Raw genomic sequence first — 25,510 nt, forward strand, 5'->3', positions numbered from 1 at the left:
GTGGCGGTTTCACTTTGGCAGCAATGTATCGGACGACTACAGGACGAGCTTTCCGCTCAGCAATTCAGCATGTGGATCAGACCGTTACAAGCCGAAATGGATGGGGAAACTCTTGTGCTATATGCACCGAATCGATTCGTACTCGATTGGGTGAGAGATAAGTACCTCAATACCATCAATCAGTTCTTCACCGAACAGATGGGTAGCGACGCCCCCAAGCTGCGTTTCGACATCGGTAGTCGCCCTGCGAGCAAACCGGCAGCGCCGGCTGCCTCGACCAAGAGCCCTGTTGCACCTGCGGCAAAATCCCCAAGCAAGCCGTCATTTAATAGCAACGAACCCGCGGCCACGGCGAATCATAGAAGCAATATGAATCCCACCTACCAGTTCGACAACTTCGTCGAGGGTAAGTCTAACCAGCTGGGTAAGGCTGCCGCCTTGCAGGTGTCTGAAAATCCAGGTGGCGCCTATAACCCCTTGTTCCTATATGGTGGCACGGGCTTGGGTAAGACTCACCTGCTGCACGCCGTGGGTAATGGCATCATCAAGAACAATCCGAATGCCAAGGTGGTCTACATGCATTCCGAGCGCTTCGTGCAGGATATGGTGAAAGCGCTGCAGAACAACGCGATCGAAGAGTTCAAACGTTACTATCGTAGCGTCGATGCGCTGTTTATCGATGATATTCAATTCTTTGCTAACAAAGACAGATCCCAGGAAGAGTTCTTCCATACCTTTAATGCTCTGCTAGAGGGCAATCATCAGGTGATCCTGACTTCAGATCGCTATCCCAAGGAGATCGACGGGGTGGAAGATCGTCTCAAGTCACGCTTCGGTTGGGGTCTGACGGTCGCCATCGAGCCGCCCGAGCTTGAGACCCGCGTGGCGATCCTGATGCGTAAGGCCCAAGAGAGTGGCATCAACCTGCCCGATGAGGTGGCCTTCTTTATTGCCAAGCGTCTGAGATCTAACGTTCGTGAGCTGGAAGGCGCGCTGAATAGGGTGATCGCCAACGCCAACTTTACCGGACGTCCGATCACTATCGATTTTGTGCGTGAAGCCCTAAGAGATCTCTTGGCTCTGCAGGAAAAATTGGTCACTATAGACAACATTCAGAAAACCGTAGCTGAATACTATAAGATCAAGATGGCCGACATGCTGTCGAAGCGCCGTTCACGCAGCGTCGCCAGACCGAGACAGATGGCGATGGCATTGTCGAAAGAGTTAACTAACCAGAGTTTGCCCGAGATTGGCGATGCCTTTGGTGGCCGTGATCATACGACAGTGCTACACGCCTGTCGCAAAATTGCCCAGCTACGTGAAGAAAGTCATGACATTAAAGAAGATTATGCTAACTTAATCCGTACGCTATCTTCATAAACTCTGGGAAATTGAAACTGATGAAATTTTCAATTGATAGGGATGCCCTATTAAAGCCGCTTCAACTCGTGAGTGGGGCGGTGGAGAGACGACATAACTTACCTATTCTGGCAAACCTTTTAGTTGAAGTAAGTGGTCACTCACTTAAGTTGACCGGTACCGATTTAGAGGTCGAACTAGTCGGCCAAGCGCAGCTGCAAGGCGAGGCCCAAGAGGGCCGTACCACAGTACCGGCAAAGAAATTTCTCGATATCGTTAAGTCCCTTCCCGATCAAGTCGAACTCAAGATAGAGCAGCAGGACAACCGTTTGTTACTGCGCTCGGGTCGCAGCCGCTTTACCCTGGCGACCCTGCCGGCCGAAGAGTATCCCAATGTGGATGCCTTCCAGGCCGACATCGAATTTACCCTCAAGCAGGGCACCCTGAAGTCGCTGATCGATGCGACTCAGTTCTCCATGGCTAACCAGGATGTGCGTTACTACCTGAACGGTTTGCTGCTGGAAACCGAAGGCAATGTGCTACGCGCGATTGCCACCGACGGTCATCGTCTGGCTCTGAGTCACCGCATGGTGCAAGACTCTCTGCCCGAGAAGCAGGTGATCGTACCGCGCAAAGGCGTATTAGAGCTGCAGCGTCTGTTCGAAGGTGAAGATCTGGATGTGACCCTGGCTATCGGTGAAAATGCCATTCGTGCCACGACTCAGAGCGCCGTGTTTACCAGCAAGCTGGTGGATGGTCGTTTCCCTGACTATCGTCGCGTGCTGCCTAAGGGCGGCGACAAGATCGTTATCGCCAGCCGCAACCAGCTCAAGCAGGCGCTGCTGCGCGCCTCTATTCTCTCGAATGAGAAGTTCCGCGGCGTGCGCGTTCAGCTGGAGCAGAACCTGATTAAGATCACCGCCAACAACCCAGAGCAGGAAGAGGCGGAAGAGATCCTCGATATCGAATATGACAACGCACCGCTGGAGATAGGTTTCAACGTCAGCTATCTCCTGGATGTGCTCAACAACCTGCCATCGGATGACGTGCGCATCACGCTGATCGATGGTAACTCCAGTGCCCTAATCGAAAATCACGTCGAAGAAGATTCTATGTACGTCGTGATGCCGATGCGTCTCTAGTCTTAAGCTATGCGCGCCCGCAAGGGCGTGCATCTTCTTAGATGGCCCTAGCGCCATTGCCATGAGTATTAGATGAGTTTATCTCGCCTTCATATCGATTCCTTTCGTAATATCGCCAGTGCCCAGTTGCAGCTCGGTGACGGCCTGAATCTTATCTATGGTCAGAACGGCAGCGGCAAGACCAGTATTCTCGAGGCGATCTTCTTTCTGGGGATGGGGCGCTCCTTTCGTAGTCACCTGTCTCAGCGAGTGATTCAGAATGATCAGGACAAGCTGACCCTGTTTGCCCAACTAGAGCAGGGTGAGCAGGAGACCAAGATAGGGCTTAGACGTTATCGCTCGGGTGAAACCGAGGTCAAAATGAACGGCGAAAAGGTGAAACGCCTCTCCACCTTAGCCGAAACTTTGCCCATTCAGGTGATCACGCCAGAGAGTTTTTCACTGCTTTTTGAGGGGCCAAAATCCCGTCGTCAGTTTATCGACTGGGGCGCCTTTCATACCGACAAGAGTTTCTATACCGCCTGGGCAAATGTAAGGCGAATTTTAAAGCATAGAAATCAGATGCTTAAAAGCGAAACCCCTTATCAACAGATTCAGTTTTGGGATAAGGAATTGGTGCGCTATGCCGAAATCGTGACTGAGATACGAAAGCGATATGTAGGCTCGTTAAATGAACGACTTAAGGGTATAATCGAAGAGTTTTTACCTCAGGTTGATGTTAAGGTTTCCTTTACCCGAGGCTGGGATAGTAAAACTGATTATCAGACCCTGTTGCAGGCACAATATCCCAGAGATTTAGCGGCGGGACACACGGCCAGTGGTCCTCATAAGGCCGACCTGAGATTAAGGGTCGGGACTTTGCCGGTACAAGATGCCCTGTCCCGAGGGCAATTGAAGTTGCTCGTATGCGCGCTGCGTATTGCACAGGGAAAGTTGCTCAAACAACAAATAGATAAAAACAGTATTTATCTGGTGGACGATCTGCCATCGGAATTGGATGCTAGGCACAGGCAACTCTTGCTGCAGCAGCTAAGCGATACGGGCGCACAAGTCTTTGTCACCGCCATCGAGCCTGCGGCAATAATGGATTCGTTAAACACGCCACCCGTTAAGGTGTTCCATGTGGAACAAGGGCGTGTAACGGTAATTGAATAACCGACGAGAGAATAATATGTCAGAGAATAGTTACGATTCTTCGAGTATTAAGGTACTAAAGGGCCTTGATGCGGTACGGAAGAGACCTGGGATGTATATTGGTGACACCGACGACGGTACGGGTCTGCATCACATGGTGTTCGAAGTGGTCGATAACTCTATCGATGAGGCGTTAGCGGGCTACTGTAATGACGTGATCATTACTATCCATGCCGACGGCTCGGTATCGGTAAAGGATGACGGACGTGGTATTCCTGTTGCTATCCACCCAGAAGAGGGGGTATCGGCGGCTCAGGTTATTATGACGGTACTGCACGCCGGCGGTAAGTTCGACGATAACTCTTATAAAGTATCTGGTGGTCTGCACGGCGTGGGTGTTTCTGTGGTTAACGCCCTGTCTGAGAAGCTTAAGCTGACCATTCGCCGTGACGGCAAGTTGTATGAACAGTTCTACACCATGGGTGAGCCAGATGCGCCGATCGAGGCGATAGGCGATGCCACCAATACGGGTACTGAGATCCGTTTCTGGCCAAGCGCCGAGACCTTCTCGGACACTCTTTTCCATTTCGATATTCTGGCTAAGCGTGTTCGCGAGCTGTCATTCCTTAACTCGGGCGTAGGCATTCGCCTGATCGACGAGCGCGACAACAAGGATGAGTTCTTCAAGTATGAGGGCGGTATCAGTGCCTTCGTCGATTACCTCAACCTGAACAAGACCCCGGTCAACAAAGAGATCTTCCACTTCGTGCAAGAGCGTGAAGATGGCATTACCGTCGAAGTGGCGATGCAGTGGAACGACGGCTTCCAGGAAAACATCTTCTGTTTCACCAACAACATTCCTCAGCGCGATGGTGGTACTCACCTTGCCGGTTTCCGTGCCGCCTTAACCCGTAACCTCAACAGTTACATGGACAAGGAAGGCTTCAACAAGAAAGGTAAGACCTCTGCCACCGGCGATGACGCCCGCGAAGGCCTGACTGCCGTGATCTCGGTGAAGGTGCCGGATCCTAAGTTCAGCTCTCAGACTAAAGACAAGCTGGTATCGAGCGAAGTGAAGTCGGCCGTTGAGCAGACCATGGGTGAGAAGTTGGGTGACTACCTGCTGGAGAACCCTAACGAAGCTAAGCTTATCGTCGGTAAGATCATCGACGCGGCCCGTGCCCGTGAAGCGGCGCGTAAGGCCCGTGAGATGACCCGTCGTAAAGGCGCATTAGATTTAGGTGGTCTGCCAGGTAAGTTGGCGGATTGCCAGGAGAAAGACCCTGCGCTTTCTGAAATTTACATAGTGGAGGGTGACTCTGCGGGTGGTAGTGCCAAGCAGGGTCGTAACCGTAAGAACCAGGCGATTCTACCGCTTAAGGGTAAGATCCTTAACGTTGAGAAGGCCCGTTTCGACAAGATGCTCTCTTCTCAGGAAGTCGCGACTCTGATCACCGCCTTGGGCTGTGGTATTGGCCGTGACGAGTATGATCCCGATAAGACGCGTTACCACAACATCGTCATCATGACAGATGCTGACGTCGACGGCTCGCACATTCGTACCTTGCTGTTGACCTTCTTCTTCCGTCAAATGCCTGAGCTTATCGAGCGTGGCTATGTATTTATCGCCCAGCCGCCACTGTACAAGGTGAAGAAGGGTAAGCAGGAACAGTACCTGAAAGATGATCCGGCACTGACCGAATACCTGACTAACCTGGCCCTGGACGGTGGTGAGATCCATCCGTCTCAAGACGCACCGGCCATGTCTGGCGCGCCGCTAGAGAAGTTGGTGTACCAGTACCGTGAAGTGGAAGCGATTTTCGATCGTCTCGAGCAGCGTTTCCCTATCATGTTGACCGAGCGCATGCTGTATCAGCCTGGCTTGAGTAACGATATCCTGGCCGACGAAGCCAAGGTGAAACAGTGGTGTGACAACTATGTGGCAGCCCTGACGGAAGCAGAATCGGGTGGCTTCATCTTCAGCGCGGAAGCTTTCCTCGACCCAGAGCGTCAGGTCTATCTGCCTAAGGTGACGGTACGTAAGCATGGTATCGATACCCACTACCTGTTCTCTTACGACTTCCTGCAGTCGAGCGACTACCAGCGTATGACGGCCCTGGCCGAGGCGCTTGAAGGTCTGATCGAAGAGGGTGGTTATGTGAAGCGTGGCGAGCGCATGAAGGAAATTTCTTCATTCGTCGACGCCCTGGATTGGTTGATGAACGACTCTAAGCGTGGCCTCTACATCCAGCGCTACAAAGGATTGGGTGAGATGAACCCTGAGCAGCTGTGGGAAACCACCATGGATCCTGAGTCGCGTCGCATGCTTAAGGTGACCATCGAAGATGCCATTGCCGCCGACCAGCTGTTTACCTGTCTGATGGGTGATCAGGTTGAGCCGCGTCGTGACTTCATCGAGTCTAACGCCCTCAACGTGGCTAACCTGGACGTATAACGGCTAGCGAGTTTTAAAAGCCCCGGTCTTCCGGGGCTTTTTTGTGTCTGCGCTAAGACTTTACATCTTAAGACTTGCCTATTAGGTTAATCTACTGGGTTTCGCGAAAGGGATGTCGACGATGAAAAAAGCTTATCTTGCCGTGCTGTCTATCTTGTTACTCGCCTTAGGCTTTGGCCTGTTCCTTGGCGATACAGATAAAGGGGTCACGAGGGAGCAAGGTGCGATGCAGGAGCAGGTAAAACATCTGAAAGCACAGGATGAAGCCGACATTAAGGTTGCTATCGCAGATATTCAGCCTTCATCAGGAAAGGACTCAGAGATTAGCCCATCAAACAGTCAGCCTGATGCTGATTTAGCATCGGCAGACCAGCAGAATAGTTCGACAAGGTCCACTTCTTTATCCTCTTACCGAGTAACTCCCTCTCAGGCGGAATATGCCAGCTTAATGGAGCTGTACCTGGCAGACGAGGGCCCTTTCATGCGAGAGGGGACCGCCTACTTCTACGTTGCCAATCAGCAAGAGCCCTATTTCTTGGCATCACCGCCAGAGCTTAACGATTTAATGGCTAACGATACCGACCAATACATAGAGCTTAAGGTCGAGGAGTTTAACCAGATTGATGAGGCCTATGGTGACAATTGGGGTGGTGACTTTACCGAGTTAGTTGTGAATTATCACTATTGCAAGCAGAGTCGCTGTCTGCTGCGAGCCAGTCATGAGTCGGTAACCTTTCTTCGCGATTATGTCGCCCGCTATGAGCAGAGTCATCCGGAGTTAGAGGTCGATAGTATGACGACTGCTGGTGGCGATCTGTTGCTGATTTATCGCCGACGCTAATTCGTCTTAGACCTTGTCTATATCGCGCATTTGTTAATGATCCAGGCTGGCGCGAATCGCCCTAGCAAACTCCAGTGCCTGCGGGGTGTCACCATGCAGGCAGAGGCTGGTGGCCTGGCAGCTTACCGATTCACCCGTTACCGCCGTCACTTTCTGCTCTTCGACTATGGAGCTAACCTGTTCGAGCACCTTCTTGGTATCTTCGATAAGCGCGCCAGGCTGTGAGCGGGGAGCGAGCCGGCCATCGGCGAGGTAGCCTCGATCGGCGAAGGCCTCTTCGATCACCTCAAGGCCGGCGCGTCTCGCCTGAGTTACCAAGGGGCTACCCGTCAATATCATCAGCTTAAGCTTTGGATTGATCGCCTCTATGACCCGAATGAGAATGTCGCCTAGAGCGGGATCCTGAGCCGCATCATTGTACAGGGCACCGTGAGGCTTCACGTGGTGGAGATCGACGCCTAGCTCGTCGCATACGGCCTTTAAGGCGTTAATCTGTTGTAATAGCGAGTTAAAAAGCGGTTCCGCCTCTATGGCTATAGATAGGCGGCCGAAATTGGCTCTGTCGGGATAGCTGGGGTGAGCGCCAACCTTTACATGGTGCGCTTTTGCGAGTTTGACCGTCGCCAGCATGCTCTGTCGATCGCCGACATGACCGCCGCAGGCGACATTGGCTGAGGTGACCAGTGTCAGCAGCGCCTCGTCTTGTGGGCCTCCCTCGCCGAGGTCGGCGTTGAGGTCGATTCTTAGCGGCTTAACTTCCATCCATTACCCTCGCTAAGCGATAGAAATAGTGTTGCCATTCAAGGTTAGCATCTTCCACCTGATTGGGGCTGACATGCTGAAAGCGGATCGCTTGCCCTGCTCTGGCCTGGGCCAGTTTCCAGCGGTCGGCCTCGATCACCATGGCCATTCTCGGGTAGCCGCCGCTGGTCTGGGCATCGGCCTGTAACACTATAGGTTGGCCACTCGGCGGCACCTGAACCACGCCCGGTAGCACGGCGTGGGAGCGCAGACTCAGATGTTTGGCCGAATCCAGAGACTCGCCTGTCAACCGGGCACCCATGCGATCATTCTGGGGGGAAACGGTCCAGTGGCCATGCCAGAAGGCCTTGCGATCTTGATCGCTGAACTGGCTCATCTCTGGCCCGGGCAGGGCGCGCAGTATGCCGTCGTTGGCCCTGTGCACCGCGCCAACCGGACGACTGAAGTTCGCTTCAGCATGGACATTCAGGTTAAGGCTATCGCCCGAGGCGAGTTGTCGCCCCCGATGGCCACCGAAGTGTCCTGCTAGGAAGGTACCGTGACCGCCGAGAACCTCGGGGACCTTTATACCGCCGAGGACGGCCAGGTAGCCCCACACGCCCTGTCTTGGTCCCTTGATAGTTAGATGTTCCCCTGGGTTCACTCGGCCGCGCCAGCCGTGCCACAGGGGGCGGCCGTCTACCTTGCCCTTTATTTCACTCTTTATTTTAGCCTCGAAGGTGGCGCCGCACAGGGCGACCCAGCTCGGGGTCTCGAAGGTGATCTCATAGCTGCCGCTGGCGAGCTCGATGGCGGGGGCGTTATCCTCATTGCCCAGCAGGCGGTTGGCCAGGATCAGCGAGAAGCTATCCATGGCGCCACCGCTTGGTATGCCTAGGTGCCCCTGTCCCTGCCTGCCGAGATCTTGAATGCTGGCTAGGCCGTTTACCCTATCTAGCCGCATCATAGCGCTATCTCCACAGGGGTGAACCGTACCCTGTCGCCCGGCTGGAGCAGGCATGGGGTATCGCTGGTGGGATCGAATAGTGCCAGCTGAGTTTGGCCTATGATCTGCCAGCCACCCGGGCTCGCCAGTGGGTAGATACCCGTCTGCTCGCCGCCTATGCCAACGCTGCCTGCGGGAATGGTTAATCTCGGGGTCGCTAGCCTTGGCGTGTGTAAGCGCCTAGGCAGGCCTTCGAGGTAGGCAAACCCTGGTTGAAAGCCGATGAAGAACACCTGATAACTGGCCTGGCTGTGGCGTTTGATCACCTCTTCAGGGGAGAGGTGATGGAATTGGGCCACAGAGATCAGATCCGGCCCCGCGTCGCCGCCATAACTTACCGGGATCTCTATGGTGCGACTCTCACGTGTCTCTGTGGGTGCGCTCTGCCATAGTTCTGCCAGTCTCGCCTGCATGGCCTTTAACTGCCTGGTCTCTCTGACCACTATGCTCAGGTTGTTCATGCCGGGGATTGCTTCTTCGACACTGGGCAACTGGCGCAGCTGCTCGGCTAGCCAGCAAAGCTTAGACTGCACGGCCCAAGAGAGTGTGGTCTCGGGCGTAGGATCGAGTACCAGGGCGCGTTCGCCCAAGGGATAGATATTGATCTGCAAAGAGGGGATAAACCTATGACTGTCTCTCATCATTTGAGTCTAACGAGCTTGAGGCGCAATAGCCATCAATAGCATGTCCGGACATAAAAAAACGCACCCCTGAGGATGCGTTTTTTGTTTTATGAGCAGTGACTTATTGCAGCAGCGAGATATCGGCGGCGTGCAGGAACTGGGCTCTGAGCTTAGACAGCAGCGCCAGACGGTTCTGCTTGAGGGCCTCGTCGTCGGCCATTACCATCACATCTTCGAAGAAGGTGTCGACGCTTTCACGCAGGCTAGCTAGCAAGGCCAGTGCCTGTTGGTAGTCTGCGTTGGCAAATAGCGGCTCCAGTTGTGGCTGCAGCTCATTGAGCTTGCTGGCCAGCGCCTGTTCGGCGCTCTCTTGTAGTAGGCTGCTGTCGATATCGCTTGCGATCTCGCCCTCTACCTTGGCCAGAATGTTCGACACACGCTTGTTGGCTGCGGCCAGTGCGGCGGCCTGCTCCAGGCTTCTGAAGTGGGTGACCGCCTTGATGCGGCTGTCAAAATCGGCCGGTGAGGTTGGACGACGTGCCAATACCGCCAGGATCACATCGACGCTGATGCCTTGATCTTGGTACCAGGCGCGGAAGCGGCCCATCAGGAATTCCAGTACCTGCTCTGCGGTGTCGGCGTTGCTCAGGTTTGTACCATGAAGTTCCTGTGCCTTGGCAACCAGATCGACCAGGTCGAGTGGCAAGTTGTTTTCTACACAGATACGCAGGATACCGATAGCCGCGCGGCGCAGGGCGAAAGGATCCGCCGCTCCTTTTGGTGCTTGGCCTATGCCGAAGATGCCCACTAAGGTATCGAGTTTCTCCGCCAGTGCGACCGAGATAGAGATAGGCTGAGTCGGAACGCTGTCACCAGAGAACTTAGGCTTGTACTGCTCCTCAAGCGCCAGGGCAACCGCCTCGGTTTCACCGTCCAGGCGCGCATAGTGCATACCCATGGTGCCCTGTAGATCGGTAAACTCCATCACCATGTTGGTCATGAGATCTGACTTAGAGAGTAGACCCGCACGGCCTGCCTGCTCGCTGTCGGCGCCGATGCCTTGGGCGATGAAGGCGGCGAGGGCAGAGATGCGCTCGACTCTGTCTTTGATGGTACCAAGCTGCTGCTGGAATACCACGGTTTCCAGGCTGGCGAGACGAGATTCTAGGCTATGCTTCTTGTCTGTCTCGAAGAAGAATTCGGCGTCGGCAAGACGTGGACGAACCACCTTCTCGTTACCCGCGATGATCTGCGCCGGATCCTTTGATTCGATATTCGATACGAAGATGAAATGCGGCAGCAGAGTGCCCGCCTTGTCGAATACCGGGAAGTATTTCTGATCGCCTTTCATGGTGTAAACCAGGGCTTCGGCCGGTACGTCGAGGAACTTTTCTTCGAAGTTGGCCGTGAGCACTACCGGCCACTCGACCAGAGAGGTCACCTCTTCCAGCAGATCTTCATCGATCTCGGCGATGCCACCCATGGCATCGGCTGCCGCCTGAGCGTCGGCCTTGATGATGGCCATACGCGCCTGATAGTCGGCCATCACCTTGCCCTGGGTTTCCAGCGCGGAGAGGTAGTTATCGGCATGATCCAGCTCCAGAGTATCGACTCCCATAAAGCGGTGGCCGCGGATGGTGCGCGCCGATTCAATGCCCAGCAGTTCGCCAGGGATCAGCTCGTCGCCCATCAGCATGGTGACAGTGTGGACCGGACGGATAAATTGGGTCTTGTTGCTGCCCCAACGCATAGGCTTAGGGATAGGCAGTTTGTCTAGGGCGCGCTGGGCCATCTCGGCTACCAGTGACTTGGTTTCTACACCGACGACCTTGGCCTTGTGTAGTAACCACTCGCCCTTGTCTGTGGTGAGACGCTCGGCCTGTTCGACTGTGATGCCGTTGCCACGGGCCCAGCCCATGGCGGCCTTGGTTGGGTTACCATCGGCGTCGAAGGCCTGGGCGATTGCCGGGCCACGCTTCTCGACAACCTTGTCGGCTTGGGCGGTCACCAGGGCATTAACCTTTAGGGCCAGACGGCGCGGCGCTGCGTACCAGGTGGCCGACTCATAGCTAAGTTCGGCCTTCTGCAGCTCTTCTTCGAAGTTAGCCAGAAAAGATTCGGCTAAGGTGCGCAGCGATTTTGGCGGTAACTCTTCTGTGCCTACTTCAATGAGTAAGTTTTCAAATTTCATCTTAATATACCTCTACTTACACATTGGGAAGCCGAGTGCTTCACGGGCTTGGTAATAGGACTCAGCCACTGACTTGGCCATGGTGCGCACACGCAGAATATAGCGCTGACGCTCGGTGACCGAAATAGCATGACGGGCATCGAGTAGGTTGAAGGCGTGAGAGGCTTTCATCACCTGCTCATAGGCAGGCAAGGGCAGTGGCGTCTCGAGTGCTAGCAGCTCGTTACAAGCCTTCTCGCAGTCGTCAAACTGCTTGAACAGTACTTCTACGTTGGCGTGTTCGAAGTTATAGGTAGATTGCTCAACCTCGTTTTGATGGAACACATCGCCGTACATGATCTTGCCCATAGGACCGTCGGTCCACACCAGATCATAGACGCTGTCGACTTCCTGGATATACATGGCCAGACGCTCGAGACCATAGGTGATCTCGCCTGTCACAGGGCTACACTCCAGGCCGCCTACCTGTTGGAAGTAGGTAAACTGAGACACTTCCATGCCGTTTAGCCAGACTTCCCAGCCCAGTCCCCAGGCACCCAGGGTAGGTGATTCCCAGTTGTCTTCCACGAAGCGTACGTCATGGATATTCATGTCGACGCCCAAGGCCTCAAGAGAACCCAGGTAGAGTTCCTGGATGTTACTTGGCGACGGCTTAAGTACTACCTGGAACTGGTAGTAGTGTTGCAGACGGTTAGGGTTTTCACCGTAACGACCATCGGTAGGACGACGACATGGCTGAACATAGGCGCTGCTCATCGGCTCAGGGCCAAGAGAACGCAAGAAGGTCATAGGGTGGAAAGTGCCCGCGCCTACTTCCATGTCCAGCGGTTGAACGATGGCGCAACCTTGCTGCGCCCAGTATTCCTGCAGGGTTAAGATGAAACCCTGGAATGTTTTTACGTCATGTTTCGTCGTCATGTCTACTACTGTCAGCTTGTGATAGAAAATGGTTTCGATTATACCTTGTTGAAAAAGGCTTATGTAGGTTATTTTTTACCTTAACGGCGGAAAAATAGGAAAAAACACCATGGATGTAAAGCGTTGTGGCTGGGTCGGCGAGGATCCGCTATATAAGGCGTATCATGACGAGGTTTGGGGACGTCCCGTGTATGACAGTCGGGAGCTATTTGCCAAGCTCTGTCTCGACGGGCAACAGGCGGGTCTCTCCTGGATCACCATACTCAAGAAGCAGCAAAATTATGAGGCGGCCTTTGCCGATTTTGACCCCTATGTTATAGCCAAGTTCGACGAGGCAAAGGTAGAGGAATTACTACAAAATCCCGGCATCATTCGTAACAGGCTCAAGGTGAATTCCATCATCAAGAATGCCAAGGGTTACATCGCCTTCGTGGAGCAGGGCAACGACTTCTCCGAATTTCTCTGGAGTTTTGTCGGCGGTCAGCCCAAGTTGAATCACTTTCAGCGGCTGGAGCAGCTACCCGCGCAGACCCCCGAGTCGGAAGCCATGTCGAAGGCATTGAAAAAGCTTGGGTTTAATTTTGTTGGCCCGACCATCTGCTATGCCTTCATGCAGGCGGTTGGCATGGTCAACGACCATACCGCCGACTGTTTTTGCTACCAAGACAAGTCCAGTTAAGCGCATTAATAACCCTTAAAGCGCATGGTGGAAGGGTCATCTGTCTGCAGATAGATGGCCTGAAACTGTGTCTCACCCGTGTCGAGTTGGGTCTGCTTGATAAATGCGTAGTTTTTATCAAATTCACTCAGTTTATCAATACTTTGTTGGCTGATAGTGTCTGTTGTAAGGCTTAGGACGCAGATTCTGTCTCCGCAGGCATATTTTTCACTGTATATGGTCTCCCGCAAACGGGTGAGTCTGTCCGCCAGAGCCGTCTGGCGCTGTTGGCTGGTGGCATCATGGTTATCGAGGGACTCGATGAGATCGACATAGGCTTCCAGGTCTTGATCAAATAGTTTTTTTATCTGCTCACCATCAACGACCTCCTGCGCGTCAATGATTTGCGCCACCAGCTGCTTGGCCGAGGTCCGCTTGTCGTCCTCTATCTCATTCGATTCGGGTGTATCTGTATCGATCTTATTGCCGCCGTCGGTGTTCTCACTTATAAGGCTTACTGTTTCTACCTTGCTGCTTGTTTGGAGCTGGGTCGGAGACTGACGTTGAGTACTTCTGTCCTGGTCTGTCTGGGCGATGGGGATCTTTGGCTCATCTCTTGGCTGAGTATGGTCTGCCTCTAGCATCAAATAGGCGATGGCCGAGGCGGATAATAATATAAGTAGGGGAAGTTTTAGGAATTTCATTTCCAGCATCCTTTTGGTTGTGCTCTTCCAGATTGAGCTTTGGTCGATTAGCTTAGGCTAATTTGCTGGCGAATGTAAATGCAAGATATAAAAAAAGGATGTTCCACGTGAAACATCCTTTTTGCTTTTTAGGTCATTTTTGACCTGTTTTTAAATTTTTCTGAAATTAAAATTTGTGGCTTATCTCTGCCAGATTTTAAAATTGAAAACGTTTAAATTTCGAAGAAAAACGGCTTACGTTTAGTCTTGTCACCATTGAGTTGATTCATCGACTCGGCATCGAACAGCTTACCGTTGACCATGGTGTAACTCACCTTATCTGTGACTCGGATATTCTCAAGGGGATTGCCGTCGATAACGATCAGGTCGGCAAGCTTACCTGTCTTGATCGAACCGAGTTGATGATCCATGCCGAAGGTTTCCGCCGGGTTGATGGTTGCCGTCTTCAGCACCTCCATGTTGCTCATGCCACCCTGGGCAAACATCCACATCTCCCAATGAGCGGCTAAGCCTTCGCGTTGACCGTGGGCACCAATGTTGGGTTTCACACCCAGCTCGTTGAGTTCGTTGGCGACTCTGGCAACGTTGAAGTGGTTATAGTGAGCATCGGGCGCGGTAGGACGACGCATAGAGCGGGCCTGCAGCAGATCGCTCGGTACATATTTAGACAGGCGAGGGTGAGCCCAAACATCTGTCTTATCGTACCAATAGTTCTCGCCGGAGATACCACCGTAGGCCACGACCAGTGTCGGCGTATAGTGAACCTCTGTCTGACTCCAGAACTGCTTGATGTCGCTGTAGATGGCCGCGGCGGGCAGCGAATGTTCTACCGTGGTGTGGCCATCGGCGATCATGGTCAGGTTGTGCTGTAGCAGGCTGCCGCCTTCCGGGACTACCATCATCTCGAGTTCTCTCGCCGCCGCGATTACCTGCTGACGCTGATTGCGCCTTGGCTGGTTATAGCTCTTCACACTGAAGGCGCCAACCTTCTTGAGGCGCTCCAGATGGAACTTGGCGTCGTCTACCGAGTCGATGTGAGAGGTATAGCCGGGTAAGTTAGCCCCATAGAGAATCGTCCCGGTTGAGAAGATTCTCGGCCCGACAATGTTACCGGCCTTCTGCTGCTCTGAGGCGGCGAAGATCTCTGTAGTGTCGTTAGAGGGGTCGTGAATACTGGTTACCCCAAGCGCCAGATTAGCGTAGAGCTCCCAGTTCTGCTGAGGAATGATCTCATTCTCTCCTTGAGCACCGTGGGCGTGGGCATCGAACAAGCCGGGCATTATGCTCTTGCCCTTGATGTCGATAACCTGTGCACCCTTAGGCACCTGGGTGTTGGCGTCGCCGACGGCGACGATCTTGTTGTTTTCGACGATCACCACACCGTTTTCGATCACCTTATCCTCTTCCATAGTGATCACTCGGCCGCCGACGAAGGCTATGGTTCCACGTGGAACATCTGCCTTCTTCTCGAAGCCAATCTGAGTGATCTTAGGTTCGATAGTCGGCGTTTTCTCGTCGGTCTGATAGTCGGCGTCGACTTCCATCTGGTACAACTCTGGGCCTAGGGTCCAGTAGAGCTGGTCGCTGTCGCCGTTCCAGCTGATGCTTTCACCGGCGCGCACGCTGAGCTGAGTCACAGGGAGATTATCGGCCTTAGGACCTATCTCTATGGTCTCGCCATGCTTGGCAAATGGGGTAACCCACACCTTGAAGCGCTCGGCAAAGGCGAGTTGCTTGCCGTCTGGAGAGACCCTGAATTCGGTGGCATGCTTGCTGGTGTAGTGCACCCGTTTCTGGAAGCCATGCAGGTTGATCGAGGCGAACTGAGGTGTCTCGCCATGATCCATGAAATAAACACGGTCACTCTCGGCACCAAACTGGGGTTGAAAGCCATCGGGTGTTATCTTACGGTTTTCCTTACCCTTGATGTCGACAACATAGAGGCCGGGTTCCTGTGACCAGGTGCGTGGCGTGATATAACCGCCCTTGATCTTACGATAAACCACGAGTTTACCATCGGGTGAGAAGGTGGGCTCTACATATTTGCCCGGCTCCTGGGTCAATCTCTTGCTACGACCGCCTCTGGCATTGATGACACGAACACTACCCTGTTGGTCGTCGTCCCAGGTAGTGAAGACAATCTTCTTACCGTCGCGAGACCACTGAGGATAGAGTTCCCTGACTTGGTCGTCCAAGTCCGTCAGGCGGCTAACCTTACCCTCGGGCAGACGCTTAATCCAGAGTTTACCCAGGGCTTCATATACCACCTTGTCGCCGTCCGGTGATACCTGCGCCATGCGCAGCATCTTCACGTCGAAGCTCTCTTGATCGATATTCTGCTTGAAGCGTACCGATGGCTGCACCGCCAGTTCGGTTTTCACCTTGAAGGGGATCTCTTTGACCGATTTGCTCTCGACGTCCAGACGATTGATCTTACCACCAGCCCAGAAGACTAACTCCTGGTTGTCGGCTGTCCAGCTCATGGTAGGGTAGACGCCATGGATGGCCCAGGTTTCCTGCATGTCACGATCTAGCTTGTCGTAGAGCTTGGTCTTCTTGCCAGACTTTAGATCCAATAGGTAGAGGGTAGATTGGAAACCATCACGCTTGATGTAGGCGAGTTTAGTGCCATCCGGGCTCGGGGTTGGGCGAATCGCGCCGCCAGTGCCTTCGACCAATACCTCTATGTCACCGGTCTGGGTGTCGTAGCGTTTGATCTTATAGATGCCTTTTACCGAGTCCTTGGAGTAATGGAAGGTCTTACCCGGTGTGGCATCCTGGCTGAAGTAGACGTAGCGGCCGTCTGGTGAATAGGCGGGTTCGCCCAGGTCTTTCTGCTCGTTGGGGCGCTCTGTTAGCTTAACGCCTGTACCGCCGGCAACGTGATATAGCCAGACTTCGCCAGCCCCCAGGCTACGGCTGCCGGTAAAGTGTTTACGGCCGATGAGATATTGAGAATCTGGGCTCCAAGCCGGGCTGTTGAGCAGGCGGAAGGTTTCCTTGGTGACAGGGCGGGGATCTGTGCCATCGGCGTTCATCACCCAAATATTGTCGCCGCCATCTTCATCTGAGGTGAAGGCGATGTACTTGCCATCCGGGCTATAGACGGGTTGCATCTGCCAGGCGATGCCTTGGGCCAGGGGCTTAGCTTCGCCCCCTTCGATGGGCATCTGATAAATATCACCCAGCAGGTCGAACACTATCTGTTTGCCGTCTGGACTGACGCTGACGTTCATCCAGGTGCCTTCGGTGACATCTATCTTAACCTGTTCCAGTGGGGCTTTGGCGGGTTCATTAACCTGCCAGGCCGGAGGCGCATCTTTGTCTGCCGCCCAGGTCGGCAGGGCAAGTGTGAGGGCAATTGCCGTGCATAGGGGCGTTAATTTTTGTTTTAGCATAGGAGTTCCCAGTTTCATTATTATCCTTGGTTGGGCGCCTTTGAGTGGCTACAGAGAGGTAGTTGTATACAATCAGCACTAGTTATCGCACAAATTCGATAACAGTAAAACCTAAATTCTGTGACATTTGGTGAATGGTGAGGATAGCCTGGGCGGCTTAAATTGGGCTTAAGTTAGATAGGCTGAAAACCTTAGTGAATATATCAAGGGTAGGTTAAGTCGGTATTTACCTAGCTGCTAAAGTTGTGTAACCGGAAGTGAAATCGGGTTGAAAGTATAAAGGCAGCCTAGGTGGCTGCCAGTGGAGGAGATAAAGCTGGGCTAATCGGCTAACTGTACGCTATCGCCGATGCAGATCTCGGCATCGTTGAGTACGCGACAGGTGACGCCGCCGCGCCAGTCTGGTCGCAGGGCTGCTTCGAGTCCTGCATAGGCCATCTCCATCTTCTTACAGGGATCGGTTTCACCTGTGATCTCCAGTTGTAAGTCGCCTACGTGAATAACCTTGCCGAGATCTTTTTCGCTGAAGCTGATGCCATCTATGAGTAAGTTGGCTCTGCGTGTGGTCCAGGGAAGTTCGGTATCGAGTGCCTCGCAGGCGGCGAGCCATTGCTGCGCCGACAGTAGGGTGACTTGACGTTTACTTGGCTTTCCAAATACATCTTGTGCAACCCCTGTGCTGGTGGTGACGAGTGCCGCCGAGGTTTCCAGCATGGGTCCACCTTTGACTACCTTGTAGCTAATGCCTTGTAAACTTGCCATTTCTATCAATCCTTTTGAATGCCGAATCTCAGTGTAAACCGTGACTCGAACCGCTGGCAAGGGGAATCGGCTGGGTGCCGAGTGCGCATAGGCGCTGGGGAAGGTGCGGGTCGATTAAGGCAGAAGAGCATGAGCGACTGCCTTAATCGGTGGAACTTGAGTTGGATTAGAGACCCTTCTTGATCAGATATTGATAAGGCGTCGACTCGGTCTGGCTGGCGATCAGGGTGTGATCCATAAACTCACAGAAGCTGGGAATGTCACGTGTGGTCGCCGGGTCGTCGGCGATGATTAGCAGAGTCTCTCCCTCGTTCATCTTGCGCACCGATTTTCTCACCATCATCACAGGCTCGGGACAACGTAGTCCCAGGGCGTCGAGTTGGTGTTGTGCTTGTGCAAAAGGGTCGCTCATATCGTAAACCTTAATTGAAGTGAGACCGGATAAAATCGAGGGGGCTAATATTACGCTAGCCGGGCATTTAAGCCAAGTCGCGCCCCCTGGATTTGTGATCCTATAAAGGACGTTTCACGTGAAACACCCTGGATTATACCAGAGAGGCGAAGCGCGCATGAGTAACATCTTGCAGAGCCGTTGGGGTGAGTTCGATATCCAGGCCGCGGCGTCCACCACTGACATAGATCTGCGCCAGCTGCTGGGCACTCTCGTCGATAAAGGTGGCAAGTCGTTTCTTCTGCCCAATAGGGCTAACGCCACCTAACACATATCCTGTGCTGCGCTGCACCTTTTCCGGCGCGGCCATGGCAGCCTTCTTGGCTTTCGCCGCCTTCGCCAGTTGTTTTAGGTTGAGCTTCTTGTCTACGGGAATGATGGCTACCACCAGGGTGCCGTTATCGAGTTCGGCGACCAGGGTCTTAAATACCCATTCCAGTGGAAGCTGAAGCTTCTCTGCCGCCTCCAGTCCATAGGCGCCGGCATTGGCGTCGTGTTGATATTCATGGAGACGATAGGGGATCTTGGCCTTATCGAGCATCTTAGTTGCGGGTGTCATGATTCTCTCTTTCTAAGGATTTACGCATCACGCTGACCAATAGGTCTGAGTAGGGAAGTGTAGCGACAAGCTGCCAGCCTAGGCTGTGATAGAGGGCGAGGTTTTTGGCTTCGGTTTGCAGATAGAGGCTGTCTGCGTCAAAGGCTAAGGCATATTGTTCGGCAACGGCGATTAACGCTTTAGCTATGCCCAGACCTCGATAAGAGGGGCTTACATAGATGCCGCCGAGCCAGACGCTATCGGCAGGATATTGAGGGTTTTCCTGATACCTGAGCTGGATGGCACCGACGGGAACATTGTTATGCAGGGCTAGCCAGAGCTGGGGAAGGCCCGCCAATTGCAGATATTGGCTCAGGGTGTGGGTTAATTCGGCTTGGCTGCGATTCGGCCCCAGGTGACCCCATTCTTCATGATACCAGGTGGCCACTTGGCCTATGGCCTCTGGCTTGTCGATTAACCGAATTATTTCCATATGCCCCCATCTTAATTCATGCGCCTGATGATGATATTACAGCAGTGGTGGCGAAGTTAAAGCTAGAAACTATCTTATACCAATCGTAGTAAATAGCTGTTCATTCTAGCTTGTTAAAATGCGCGATAACGGCGTTAGTATTTTTGATTGTAGAATAACTACTTATCTAAAAATCCGGCCTTGTTCTCACGCGTTTTCCCTGCGCTATTTCTGACCATCTACTTACTGTGATTGGTATTAGTCGCTTGAGGCGTAAAAGGCCTGCTGAGGAAAGTGTGGTCTTGGTGTTTCACGTGAAACAAAAAAAGGAGCGACTGGGTCGCTCCTTTTCTTAGGCAAAACGGTAAGGGACGCGTTAGGCGCGTTCGAATACGGTTGCTATACCTTGGCCCAGACCGATACACATGGTCGCCAGACCTAGGGTCGCATCTTTGCTTTCCATCAGGTTGATCAGCGTGGTCGAGATACGTGCGCCCGAGCAGCCCAGTGGATGACCCAGGGCGATGGCTCCGCCGTTGAGGTTGACCTTCTCATCCACCAGATCCATCAAGCCAAGGTCTTTCACACATGGCAGTGACTGCGCGGCGAAGGCCTCGTTGAGCTCGATAAGGTCGATGTCGTTCATGGTGAGGCCGGCGCGTTGCAACGCCTTCTGGGTGGCCGGTACCGGACCATAGCCCATGATGGCGGCGTCACAACCAGCAACCGCCATAGAACGGATACGAGCACGGATCGGCAGACCCAAGGCCTTGGCTTTCTCTTCTTCCATGACCAACATGGCCGAGGCGCCGTCAGACAATGCCGAAGAGGTACCCGCGGTGACAGTACCGTTGGCTGGGTCGAATACCGGACGCAGGGTCGCCAGCGATTCCAGAGAGGTCTCGGGACGAATTACTTCGTCATGCATAACCTTGATCAGTGCGCCGTTGGCATCGTGACCCTCGATAGCATGGATCTCGTTGGCAAAGCGGCCTTCGACCGTTGCCGCGTGGGCACGTTGGTGTGAACGTACCGCAAACTCATCTTGCTGTTGGCGCGTGATGCCGTGCATCTTGCCTAGCATCTCGGCGGTGAGGCCCATCATGCCCGAGGCCTTGGCGACGTTGGTGGCCAGGCCTGGGTGGAAGTCGACACCATGGTTCATAGGTACGTGGCCCATGTGCTCGACACCGCCGACGATAAAGGTATCACCCATGCCTGTCATGATGGCGCGAGCCGCCTGATGAATGGCTTCCATGGAAGAACCACACAGACGGTTTACCGTCACCGCTCCGGCCTGTTTCGGAATGCCGGCTAGCAGCGCCGCGTTACGTGCGATGTTGAAGCCCTGTTCCAGCGTCTGTTGCACACAACCCCAGATCACGTCTTCAATGGTGTTAGGATCGAGTTGAGGATTGCGAACCAAGAGGGCCTTCATCAGCTCGGCAGAGAGCGACTCGGCGCGCACGTTTCTGAATACCCCAGCCTTAGAGCGGCCCATGGGAGTACGGATGCAATCTACAATAACTGCTTGTTTCATTATTCTATTCCTTCCGGGTGATTAGGCTAGGTAGTAACTGCCGTTGGTGGCAGCCAGTTCACGCATCTTGTCGGTTACCTGATACAGGCCACCCAGGTGGGCGTACTGATCGGCAAGGGCGACGAAGTTAGCGACACCTAAGGTGTCCAGGTAGCGGAACACACCTCCTCTGAATGGAGGGAAACCGAGTCCATAAACGAGTCCCATATCGGCTTCGGCCGGCGTGGCTATGATGCCTTCTTCCAGACAACGAACCGTCTCGATGATCATAGGGATCATGGTGCGGGCGATGATCTCGTCGCTGCTGAACTCCTTCTGCTCGCCGAAGGCGTTGCCCAGTAGTTCATAGCTGAGCGGGTCGACCTCTTTCTTCGGCTTGCCACGACGATCTACCGAATATTGGTAGAAGCCTTTGCCATTCTTCTGACCGAAGCGCTCGGCTTCGAACATGACGTCGATGGCGTCTTTGCCTTCTTTAGCCATTCTGTCAGGGAAGCCTTCGGCCATAACGGCCTGGGCGTGATGACCCGTGTCCAGACCAACGACGTCTAGTAGGTAGGCGGGGCCCATAGGCCAACCGAACTGCTTCTCCATCACCTTGTCGATGGCAGCAAAGTCGGCGCCATCTTCTAGCAGGCCGCTGAAGCCGGCGAAGTAGGGGAAGAGTACACGGTTAACGAAGAAGCCTGGGCAGTCGTTGACCACGATAGGCGTCTTGCCCATCTTGGCGGCGTAAGCCACGACGGAGGCAACTGTCTCTTCTGAGCTATGCTCGCCGCGAATGACCTCAACCAGTGGCATCTTGTGTACCGGGTTGAAGAAGTGCATGCCACAGAAGCGCTCTGGTTTCTGCAGGCTCTTGGCCAGCAGATTGATTGAGATGGTGGAGGTGTTAGAGGTGATGATGGCATCTTCGCCCACAACCTGCTCGACTTCCGCCAATACGGTCGCCTTCACCTTAGGGTGCTCCACCACTGCTTCGACCACGACATCGGCTTGCTTGAGCGCGTTGTAGTCCAGGGTTGCCGTGATGTTGTTGAGTATGCCCGCCATCTTAGCCGGTGTCGAGCGACCACGATTGATCTGCGCCGTGAGCAGCTTGGCTGCCTCGTTGAGGCCAAGATCCAGTGCCGCCTGATTGATATCTTTCATCACAATAGGCGTGCCCTTGCTGGCGCTCTGGTATGCGATACCGCCACCCATGATGCCTGCGCCCAGCACGGCGGCGGAGTTAACCGCTTGCGCCTGTTTGGCAGCCTTCTTGGCCTTGCCTTTAACCAGCTGGTCGTTAAGGAAGATACCGATAAGTGCCTTGGCCACGTCTGTCTTGGCTAGCTTGATGAAGGCCTGATGTTCTACCTGTAGTGCCTCGGCGCGCTCGCTCAAGGCGGCCTTCTCGATCACTTCGACAACAGCCATAGGCGCAGGATAGTGTTTACCGGCAACCTTGAACACCATGCCCTTGGCGGTGGCAAATGACATCATGGCTTCCAGCTTAGGCAGGGTCAGCGGCGACAGCTTGCGCTGACGACGGGCTTGCCAGTCAATCTTCTCGCTGATGGCATCTTGCAGCATCTGGCGCGCCGCCGTTTCCAGCAGCTCTGGGGCAACTACGGCGTCGATGGCGCCAACCTTGAGGGCGGCTTCCGGGCGTTGATCTTTACCTGTGGTGATCCACTCAAGTGCGTTGTCGGCACCTATCACGCGAGGCAGACGCACAGTACCGCCAAAACCAGGAATGATACCAAGCTTAGTCTCTGGCAGGCCGATACGCGCCGAGGTGTCGGCGATACGTAAGTCTGTGGCTAGGATAGTTTCGCAGCCGCCGCCCAGGGCGAAGCCCTTGATGGCTGAGATGGTTGGGAAGGGCAGATCTTCGAGCTTGTTGAACACCTTGTTGGCGTCTTCCAGCCAGCCCTGTAGCACGCTGTCGTCTTGTGCAAAAAGTCCCAGGAATTCTGTGATGTCGGCGCCTACGATAAAGGCATCTTTGCCCGAGGTGAGCATCAGACCCTTAACCCCTTGGGTTTGTGCTAGGGCATCGAGTGCGTCGTTAAGGGAGTTGAGGGTTTCTCGATCAAACTTATTGACTGAGCCCTCGGCGTTAAAACAGAGCCGAGCGATATTGTCTTCAAGTAATTCCACTTGAATCGTAGGACTTTGGTAGATCATTGCTTGCTTCCTTATTGCTTAAAGAGCGCCACCCACTATTAGAATCTTATAGCGTAGGTAAAAATCTCTATCTTACAGCAGGCCATCATTTGACCAGTTGCTGCTCAGTGTGCGTCTAAATCAGATAAATTTCAACACCCAATTTAAACACTTGTTTAATTTTGTTCGATTAGGGGGATTTTTGCCCTTATGTTAGACTCACTAGATCATAGTCGCTGTGCTAAAAATAGGGCCTTGGGATAGCGCATTTCATCCAAAAGAATGGGGTGCAACCTAGGGCCACAGAAGAATAACAGGAAGCTTATTATGGAAAACTTAGCCACCCTCTATCCCGCCCATATTATTGAACTGAACCGGCGCGTCGCCGAGATCACCGCAAGAGAGCAGTTGGCCGGCTTAGTGATTCATTCGGGTCAGCCTCATCGTCAGTTTCTCGATGATCTGGATTATCCCTTTAAGGTCAATCCGCACTTCAAGGCCTGGCTTCCGGTTATCGATAATCCCCACTGCTGGCTGATCGTCAATGGCCGCGACAAGCCGCAACTCATCTTCTATCGTCCGGTGGATTTTTGGCATAAGGTCGCCGATCTGCCAGAGGATTTTTGGACGACCGAGATAGAGATCAAGGTGCTGACCAAGGCCGACAAGGTGGCGGATCTGCTGCCGGGTAATTTGCAGGAGTGGGCCTATATTGGCGAGCATCTGGATGTCGCCGACGTGCTGGGCTTTGGTAGCCGTAACCCTGAGGCGGTGATGAGCTACCTGCATTATCACAGAGCCAGCAAGACAGCCTATGAGTTGGCCTGCATGCGCAAGGCGAGTGAGATAGGCGTGCGTGGTCATGTGGCGGCCAAGAGCGCCTTCTATGCGGGCGCGAGCGAGTTTGAGATCCAGCAAGCCTACCTGGCAGCGACCGATATGGGCGAGAACGATGTGCCCTATGGCAACATCATCGCGTTGAATCAAAACGCCTCAATCTTGCACTACACGGCGCTGGAGCATGTGTCGCCCAAGCAGCGACTCTCCTTCCTTATCGATGCCGGTGGTAGCTTCCATGGCTATGCCTCGGACATCACCCGTACCTACGCCTTCGAAAAGAACCTGTTCGGCGACCTGATTGCCGCCATGGACAAGTTACAGCTGGCCATCATCGAGATGATGCGTCCGGGCGTGAAATATGTGGATCTGCATCTGGCGACACACCAGAAGCTGGCGCAGCTGCTGCTGGACTTCAAACTGGTGCAGGGCGATCCCCAGGGACTTATCGAGCAGGGGATCACCAGCGCCTTCTTCCCCCATGGTCTGGGGCATATGTTGGGTCTACAAGTACATGATATGGGCGGCTTCCTCCATGACGAGCGCGGCACCCATATCGCACCGCCGGAGGCGCATCCCTTCCTGCGTTGTACCCGCACCCTGGCCGCTAACCAAGTGCTGACCATAGAGCCTGGGCTTTACATCATCGACAGCCTGCTCAATGAGCTGAAACAGGATGGTCGCGCCGATTGGGTTAACTGGCAGATGGTGGATCAGGTGCGCCCCTTCGGTGGTATTCGTATCGAAGACAATGTGATCGTCCATAGCGATCATAACGAGAATATGACTCGCGATCTGGGTCTGCACGGTTAACAGGTAAGGCGTTTTTGAGCGAGAGTTATCCCATTCCGGCCAAGCCGATCACCATAGAAGAAGAGATAAAGCATAGCCGCTTTATCTCTTTTCTATTTCACTGCCCATCGGAAGATGCGATGAAGTGTGCGCTTACTAACATTAAGGCCGAGTATCCGGGAGCGAATCACTATTGCTACGCCTTTATCGCCGGAGCGCCGGACAATAATGTGGCCATGGGCAGCAGCGATGATGGTGAGCCGTCCGGCAGCGCCGGGCGTCCTATGCTGGCAAGCCTGCAAGGCGTCGAAATTGGTGAGATAGGCGCCGTCGTGGTGCGCTATTTTGGCGGTACTAAGTTAGGTGTCGGCGGCCTGGTGCGCGCCTATAGCTCTGGTATCAAACAGGGGCTGGCGCAGCTGGAGACTGAGATAAAGCAGATCCGCTATCCGGGGCGGCTGGCCTGTGACTATCATCAGCTCAAAGATGTGGAGCACTTTCTCGAGCTCTGTGAGGGGCTGATTGTCGATAAGGTGTTTACCGACAGGGTGAGCCTGAGCTTCGAGATGCCCAAGGCGACTCAGAGCCGTTTCAATCAGGAGCTTGCGACCCTGAGTCAGGGACGCCTCAAGGCGGAGTTTTCTGACTGATGCCCAAGCGGAAGCGAGAGCGGGCTAACATGTTCGCAAAGGGCTTTTTGCCTTGGGTCACAAAGCGCCAATAAATTTTATACAACTGCCGGGATAAACTATGCGAGAATGCGCCAGTGCGTCTTCGCAAACGGAATAATAAAAACG

At 53.8% G+C, this 25,510-nt stretch carries 21 protein-coding genes; 8 read left to right on the forward strand and 13 right to left on the reverse strand.

What is annotated here, in order from left to right; all coding sequences use genetic code 11:
* The 5 genes from dnaA (at position 1) to K0J45_RS00025 (ending at position 6,931) form a co-directional block, all read left to right on the forward strand.
* Positions 1 to 1,380 (forward strand): chromosomal replication initiator protein DnaA, encoded by a 1,380-nt coding sequence (gene dnaA, locus K0J45_RS00005; protein WP_011863811.1) that lies wholly within the window; start codon positions 1 to 3, stop codon positions 1,378 to 1,380.
* Positions 1,381 to 1,400: 20 nt separating this feature from the next.
* Positions 1,401 to 2,501, forward strand: coding sequence for a DNA polymerase III subunit beta (dnaN, locus tag K0J45_RS00010; RefSeq protein ID WP_220043791.1), 1,101 nt, complete (start codon positions 1,401 to 1,403; stop codon positions 2,499 to 2,501).
* 72 nt (positions 2,502 to 2,573) lie between these two features.
* Positions 2,574 to 3,656, forward strand: a complete 1,083-nt coding sequence (recF, locus tag K0J45_RS00015; protein ID WP_011863813.1) for a DNA replication/repair protein RecF — start codon at positions 2,574 to 2,576, stop codon at positions 3,654 to 3,656.
* Between the two features lie 16 nt (positions 3,657 to 3,672).
* Positions 3,673 to 6,090, forward strand: a complete 2,418-nt coding sequence (gene gyrB / locus K0J45_RS00020) for a DNA topoisomerase (ATP-hydrolyzing) subunit B (RefSeq protein WP_220043792.1) — start codon at positions 3,673 to 3,675, stop codon at positions 6,088 to 6,090.
* A gap of 121 nt (positions 6,091 to 6,211) precedes the next feature.
* Entirely contained in the window at positions 6,212 to 6,931 is a 720-nt protein-coding gene (locus K0J45_RS00025) for a hypothetical protein (RefSeq protein WP_220043793.1), read from the forward strand.
* A 33-nt stretch (positions 6,932 to 6,964) separates the two neighbouring features.
* On the opposite strand, the gene pxpA is transcribed toward K0J45_RS00025, so the two are convergent.
* The 5 genes from pxpA to glyQ form a co-directional block, all read right to left on the reverse strand.
* Positions 6,965 to 7,693: a 5-oxoprolinase subunit PxpA gene (gene pxpA, locus K0J45_RS00030; protein WP_220043794.1), complete on the reverse strand. Its 729-nt coding sequence runs from the start codon at positions 7,691 to 7,693 to the stop codon at positions 6,965 to 6,967.
* A complete protein-coding gene (locus K0J45_RS00035; protein ID WP_220043795.1) occupies positions 7,683 to 8,639 on the reverse strand; it encodes a 5-oxoprolinase subunit C family protein in 957 nt (318 codons plus the stop codon). Before K0J45_RS00035 ends, pxpA begins: the two co-directional genes overlap by 11 nt.
* Positions 8,636 to 9,322 carry a 5-oxoprolinase subunit PxpB gene (gene pxpB / locus K0J45_RS00040; protein ID WP_220043796.1) on the reverse strand — a complete coding sequence of 229 codons (687 nt, stop codon included), beginning with the start codon at positions 9,320 to 9,322 and terminating at the stop codon, positions 8,636 to 8,638. Before pxpB ends, K0J45_RS00035 begins: the two co-directional genes overlap by 4 nt.
* A gap of 100 nt (positions 9,323 to 9,422) precedes the next feature.
* On the reverse strand, positions 9,423 to 11,492 hold the full coding sequence (gene glyS / locus K0J45_RS00045; protein ID WP_220043797.1) for a glycine--tRNA ligase subunit beta: 2,070 nt from the start codon (positions 11,490 to 11,492) through the stop codon (positions 9,423 to 9,425).
* 12 nt (positions 11,493 to 11,504) lie between these two features.
* Entirely contained in the window at positions 11,505 to 12,410 is a 906-nt protein-coding gene (gene glyQ / locus K0J45_RS00050) for a glycine--tRNA ligase subunit alpha (protein ID WP_011863820.1), read from the reverse strand.
* Between the two features lie 109 nt (positions 12,411 to 12,519).
* Here glyQ and K0J45_RS00055 point away from each other — a divergent pair, with 109 nt between their 5' ends.
* A complete protein-coding gene (locus K0J45_RS00055) occupies positions 12,520 to 13,089 on the forward strand; it encodes a DNA-3-methyladenine glycosylase I (RefSeq protein ID WP_220043798.1) in 570 nt (189 codons plus the stop codon).
* A gap of 5 nt (positions 13,090 to 13,094) precedes the next feature.
* Here the strand turns inward: K0J45_RS00055 and K0J45_RS00060 are convergent, their stop codons facing one another.
* The 8 genes from K0J45_RS00060 to fadB all read right to left on the reverse strand — a co-directional run bounded on the left by K0J45_RS00060 (position 13,095) and on the right by fadB (position 23,105).
* Complete coding sequence (locus K0J45_RS00060) at positions 13,095 to 13,772, reverse strand: hypothetical protein (RefSeq protein WP_220043799.1); 678 nt, start codon at positions 13,770 to 13,772, stop codon at positions 13,095 to 13,097.
* A 212-nt stretch (positions 13,773 to 13,984) separates the two neighbouring features.
* A complete protein-coding gene (locus K0J45_RS00065; RefSeq protein WP_220045177.1) occupies positions 13,985 to 17,170 on the reverse strand; it encodes an amidohydrolase family protein in 3,186 nt (1,061 codons plus the stop codon).
* Between the two features lie 321 nt (positions 17,171 to 17,491).
* Complete coding sequence (locus tag K0J45_RS00070; protein WP_220043800.1) at positions 17,492 to 17,932, reverse strand: MOSC domain-containing protein; 441 nt, start codon at positions 17,930 to 17,932, stop codon at positions 17,492 to 17,494.
* Positions 17,933 to 18,098: 166 nt separating this feature from the next.
* Positions 18,099 to 18,344: a sulfurtransferase TusA gene (gene tusA, locus K0J45_RS00075; protein ID WP_011863825.1), complete on the reverse strand. Its 246-nt coding sequence runs from the start codon at positions 18,342 to 18,344 to the stop codon at positions 18,099 to 18,101.
* Positions 18,345 to 18,477: 133 nt separating this feature from the next.
* Complete coding sequence (gene ybaK, locus K0J45_RS00080) at positions 18,478 to 18,942, reverse strand: Cys-tRNA(Pro) deacylase (RefSeq protein WP_220043801.1); 465 nt, start codon at positions 18,940 to 18,942, stop codon at positions 18,478 to 18,480.
* Entirely contained in the window at positions 18,926 to 19,414 is a 489-nt protein-coding gene (locus tag K0J45_RS00085; protein ID WP_220043802.1) for a GNAT family N-acetyltransferase, read from the reverse strand. Before K0J45_RS00085 ends, ybaK begins: the two co-directional genes overlap by 17 nt.
* Before the next feature lie 355 nt (positions 19,415 to 19,769).
* Positions 19,770 to 20,933 (reverse strand): acetyl-CoA C-acyltransferase FadA, encoded by a 1,164-nt coding sequence (gene fadA, locus K0J45_RS00090; protein WP_144202293.1) that lies wholly within the window; start codon positions 20,931 to 20,933, stop codon positions 19,770 to 19,772.
* Positions 20,934 to 20,954: 21 nt separating this feature from the next.
* Positions 20,955 to 23,105 carry a fatty acid oxidation complex subunit alpha FadB gene (fadB, locus tag K0J45_RS00095; protein ID WP_220043803.1) on the reverse strand — a complete coding sequence of 717 codons (2,151 nt, stop codon included), beginning with the start codon at positions 23,103 to 23,105 and terminating at the stop codon, positions 20,955 to 20,957.
* A gap of 306 nt (positions 23,106 to 23,411) precedes the next feature.
* Here fadB and pepQ point away from each other — a divergent pair, with 306 nt between their 5' ends.
* Complete coding sequence (gene pepQ, locus K0J45_RS00100; protein WP_220043804.1) at positions 23,412 to 24,734, forward strand: Xaa-Pro dipeptidase; 1,323 nt, start codon at positions 23,412 to 23,414, stop codon at positions 24,732 to 24,734.
* 14 nt (positions 24,735 to 24,748) lie between these two features.
* Positions 24,749 to 25,363, forward strand: coding sequence for a YigZ family protein (locus K0J45_RS00105; RefSeq protein WP_220043805.1), 615 nt, complete (start codon positions 24,749 to 24,751; stop codon positions 25,361 to 25,363).
* The last annotated feature ends 147 nt before the right edge of the window (positions 25,364 to 25,510 follow it).

The organism is Shewanella alkalitolerans (genome assembly GCF_019457575.1).
Taxonomy (GTDB): domain Bacteria; phylum Pseudomonadota; class Gammaproteobacteria; order Enterobacterales; family Shewanellaceae; genus Shewanella; species Shewanella loihica.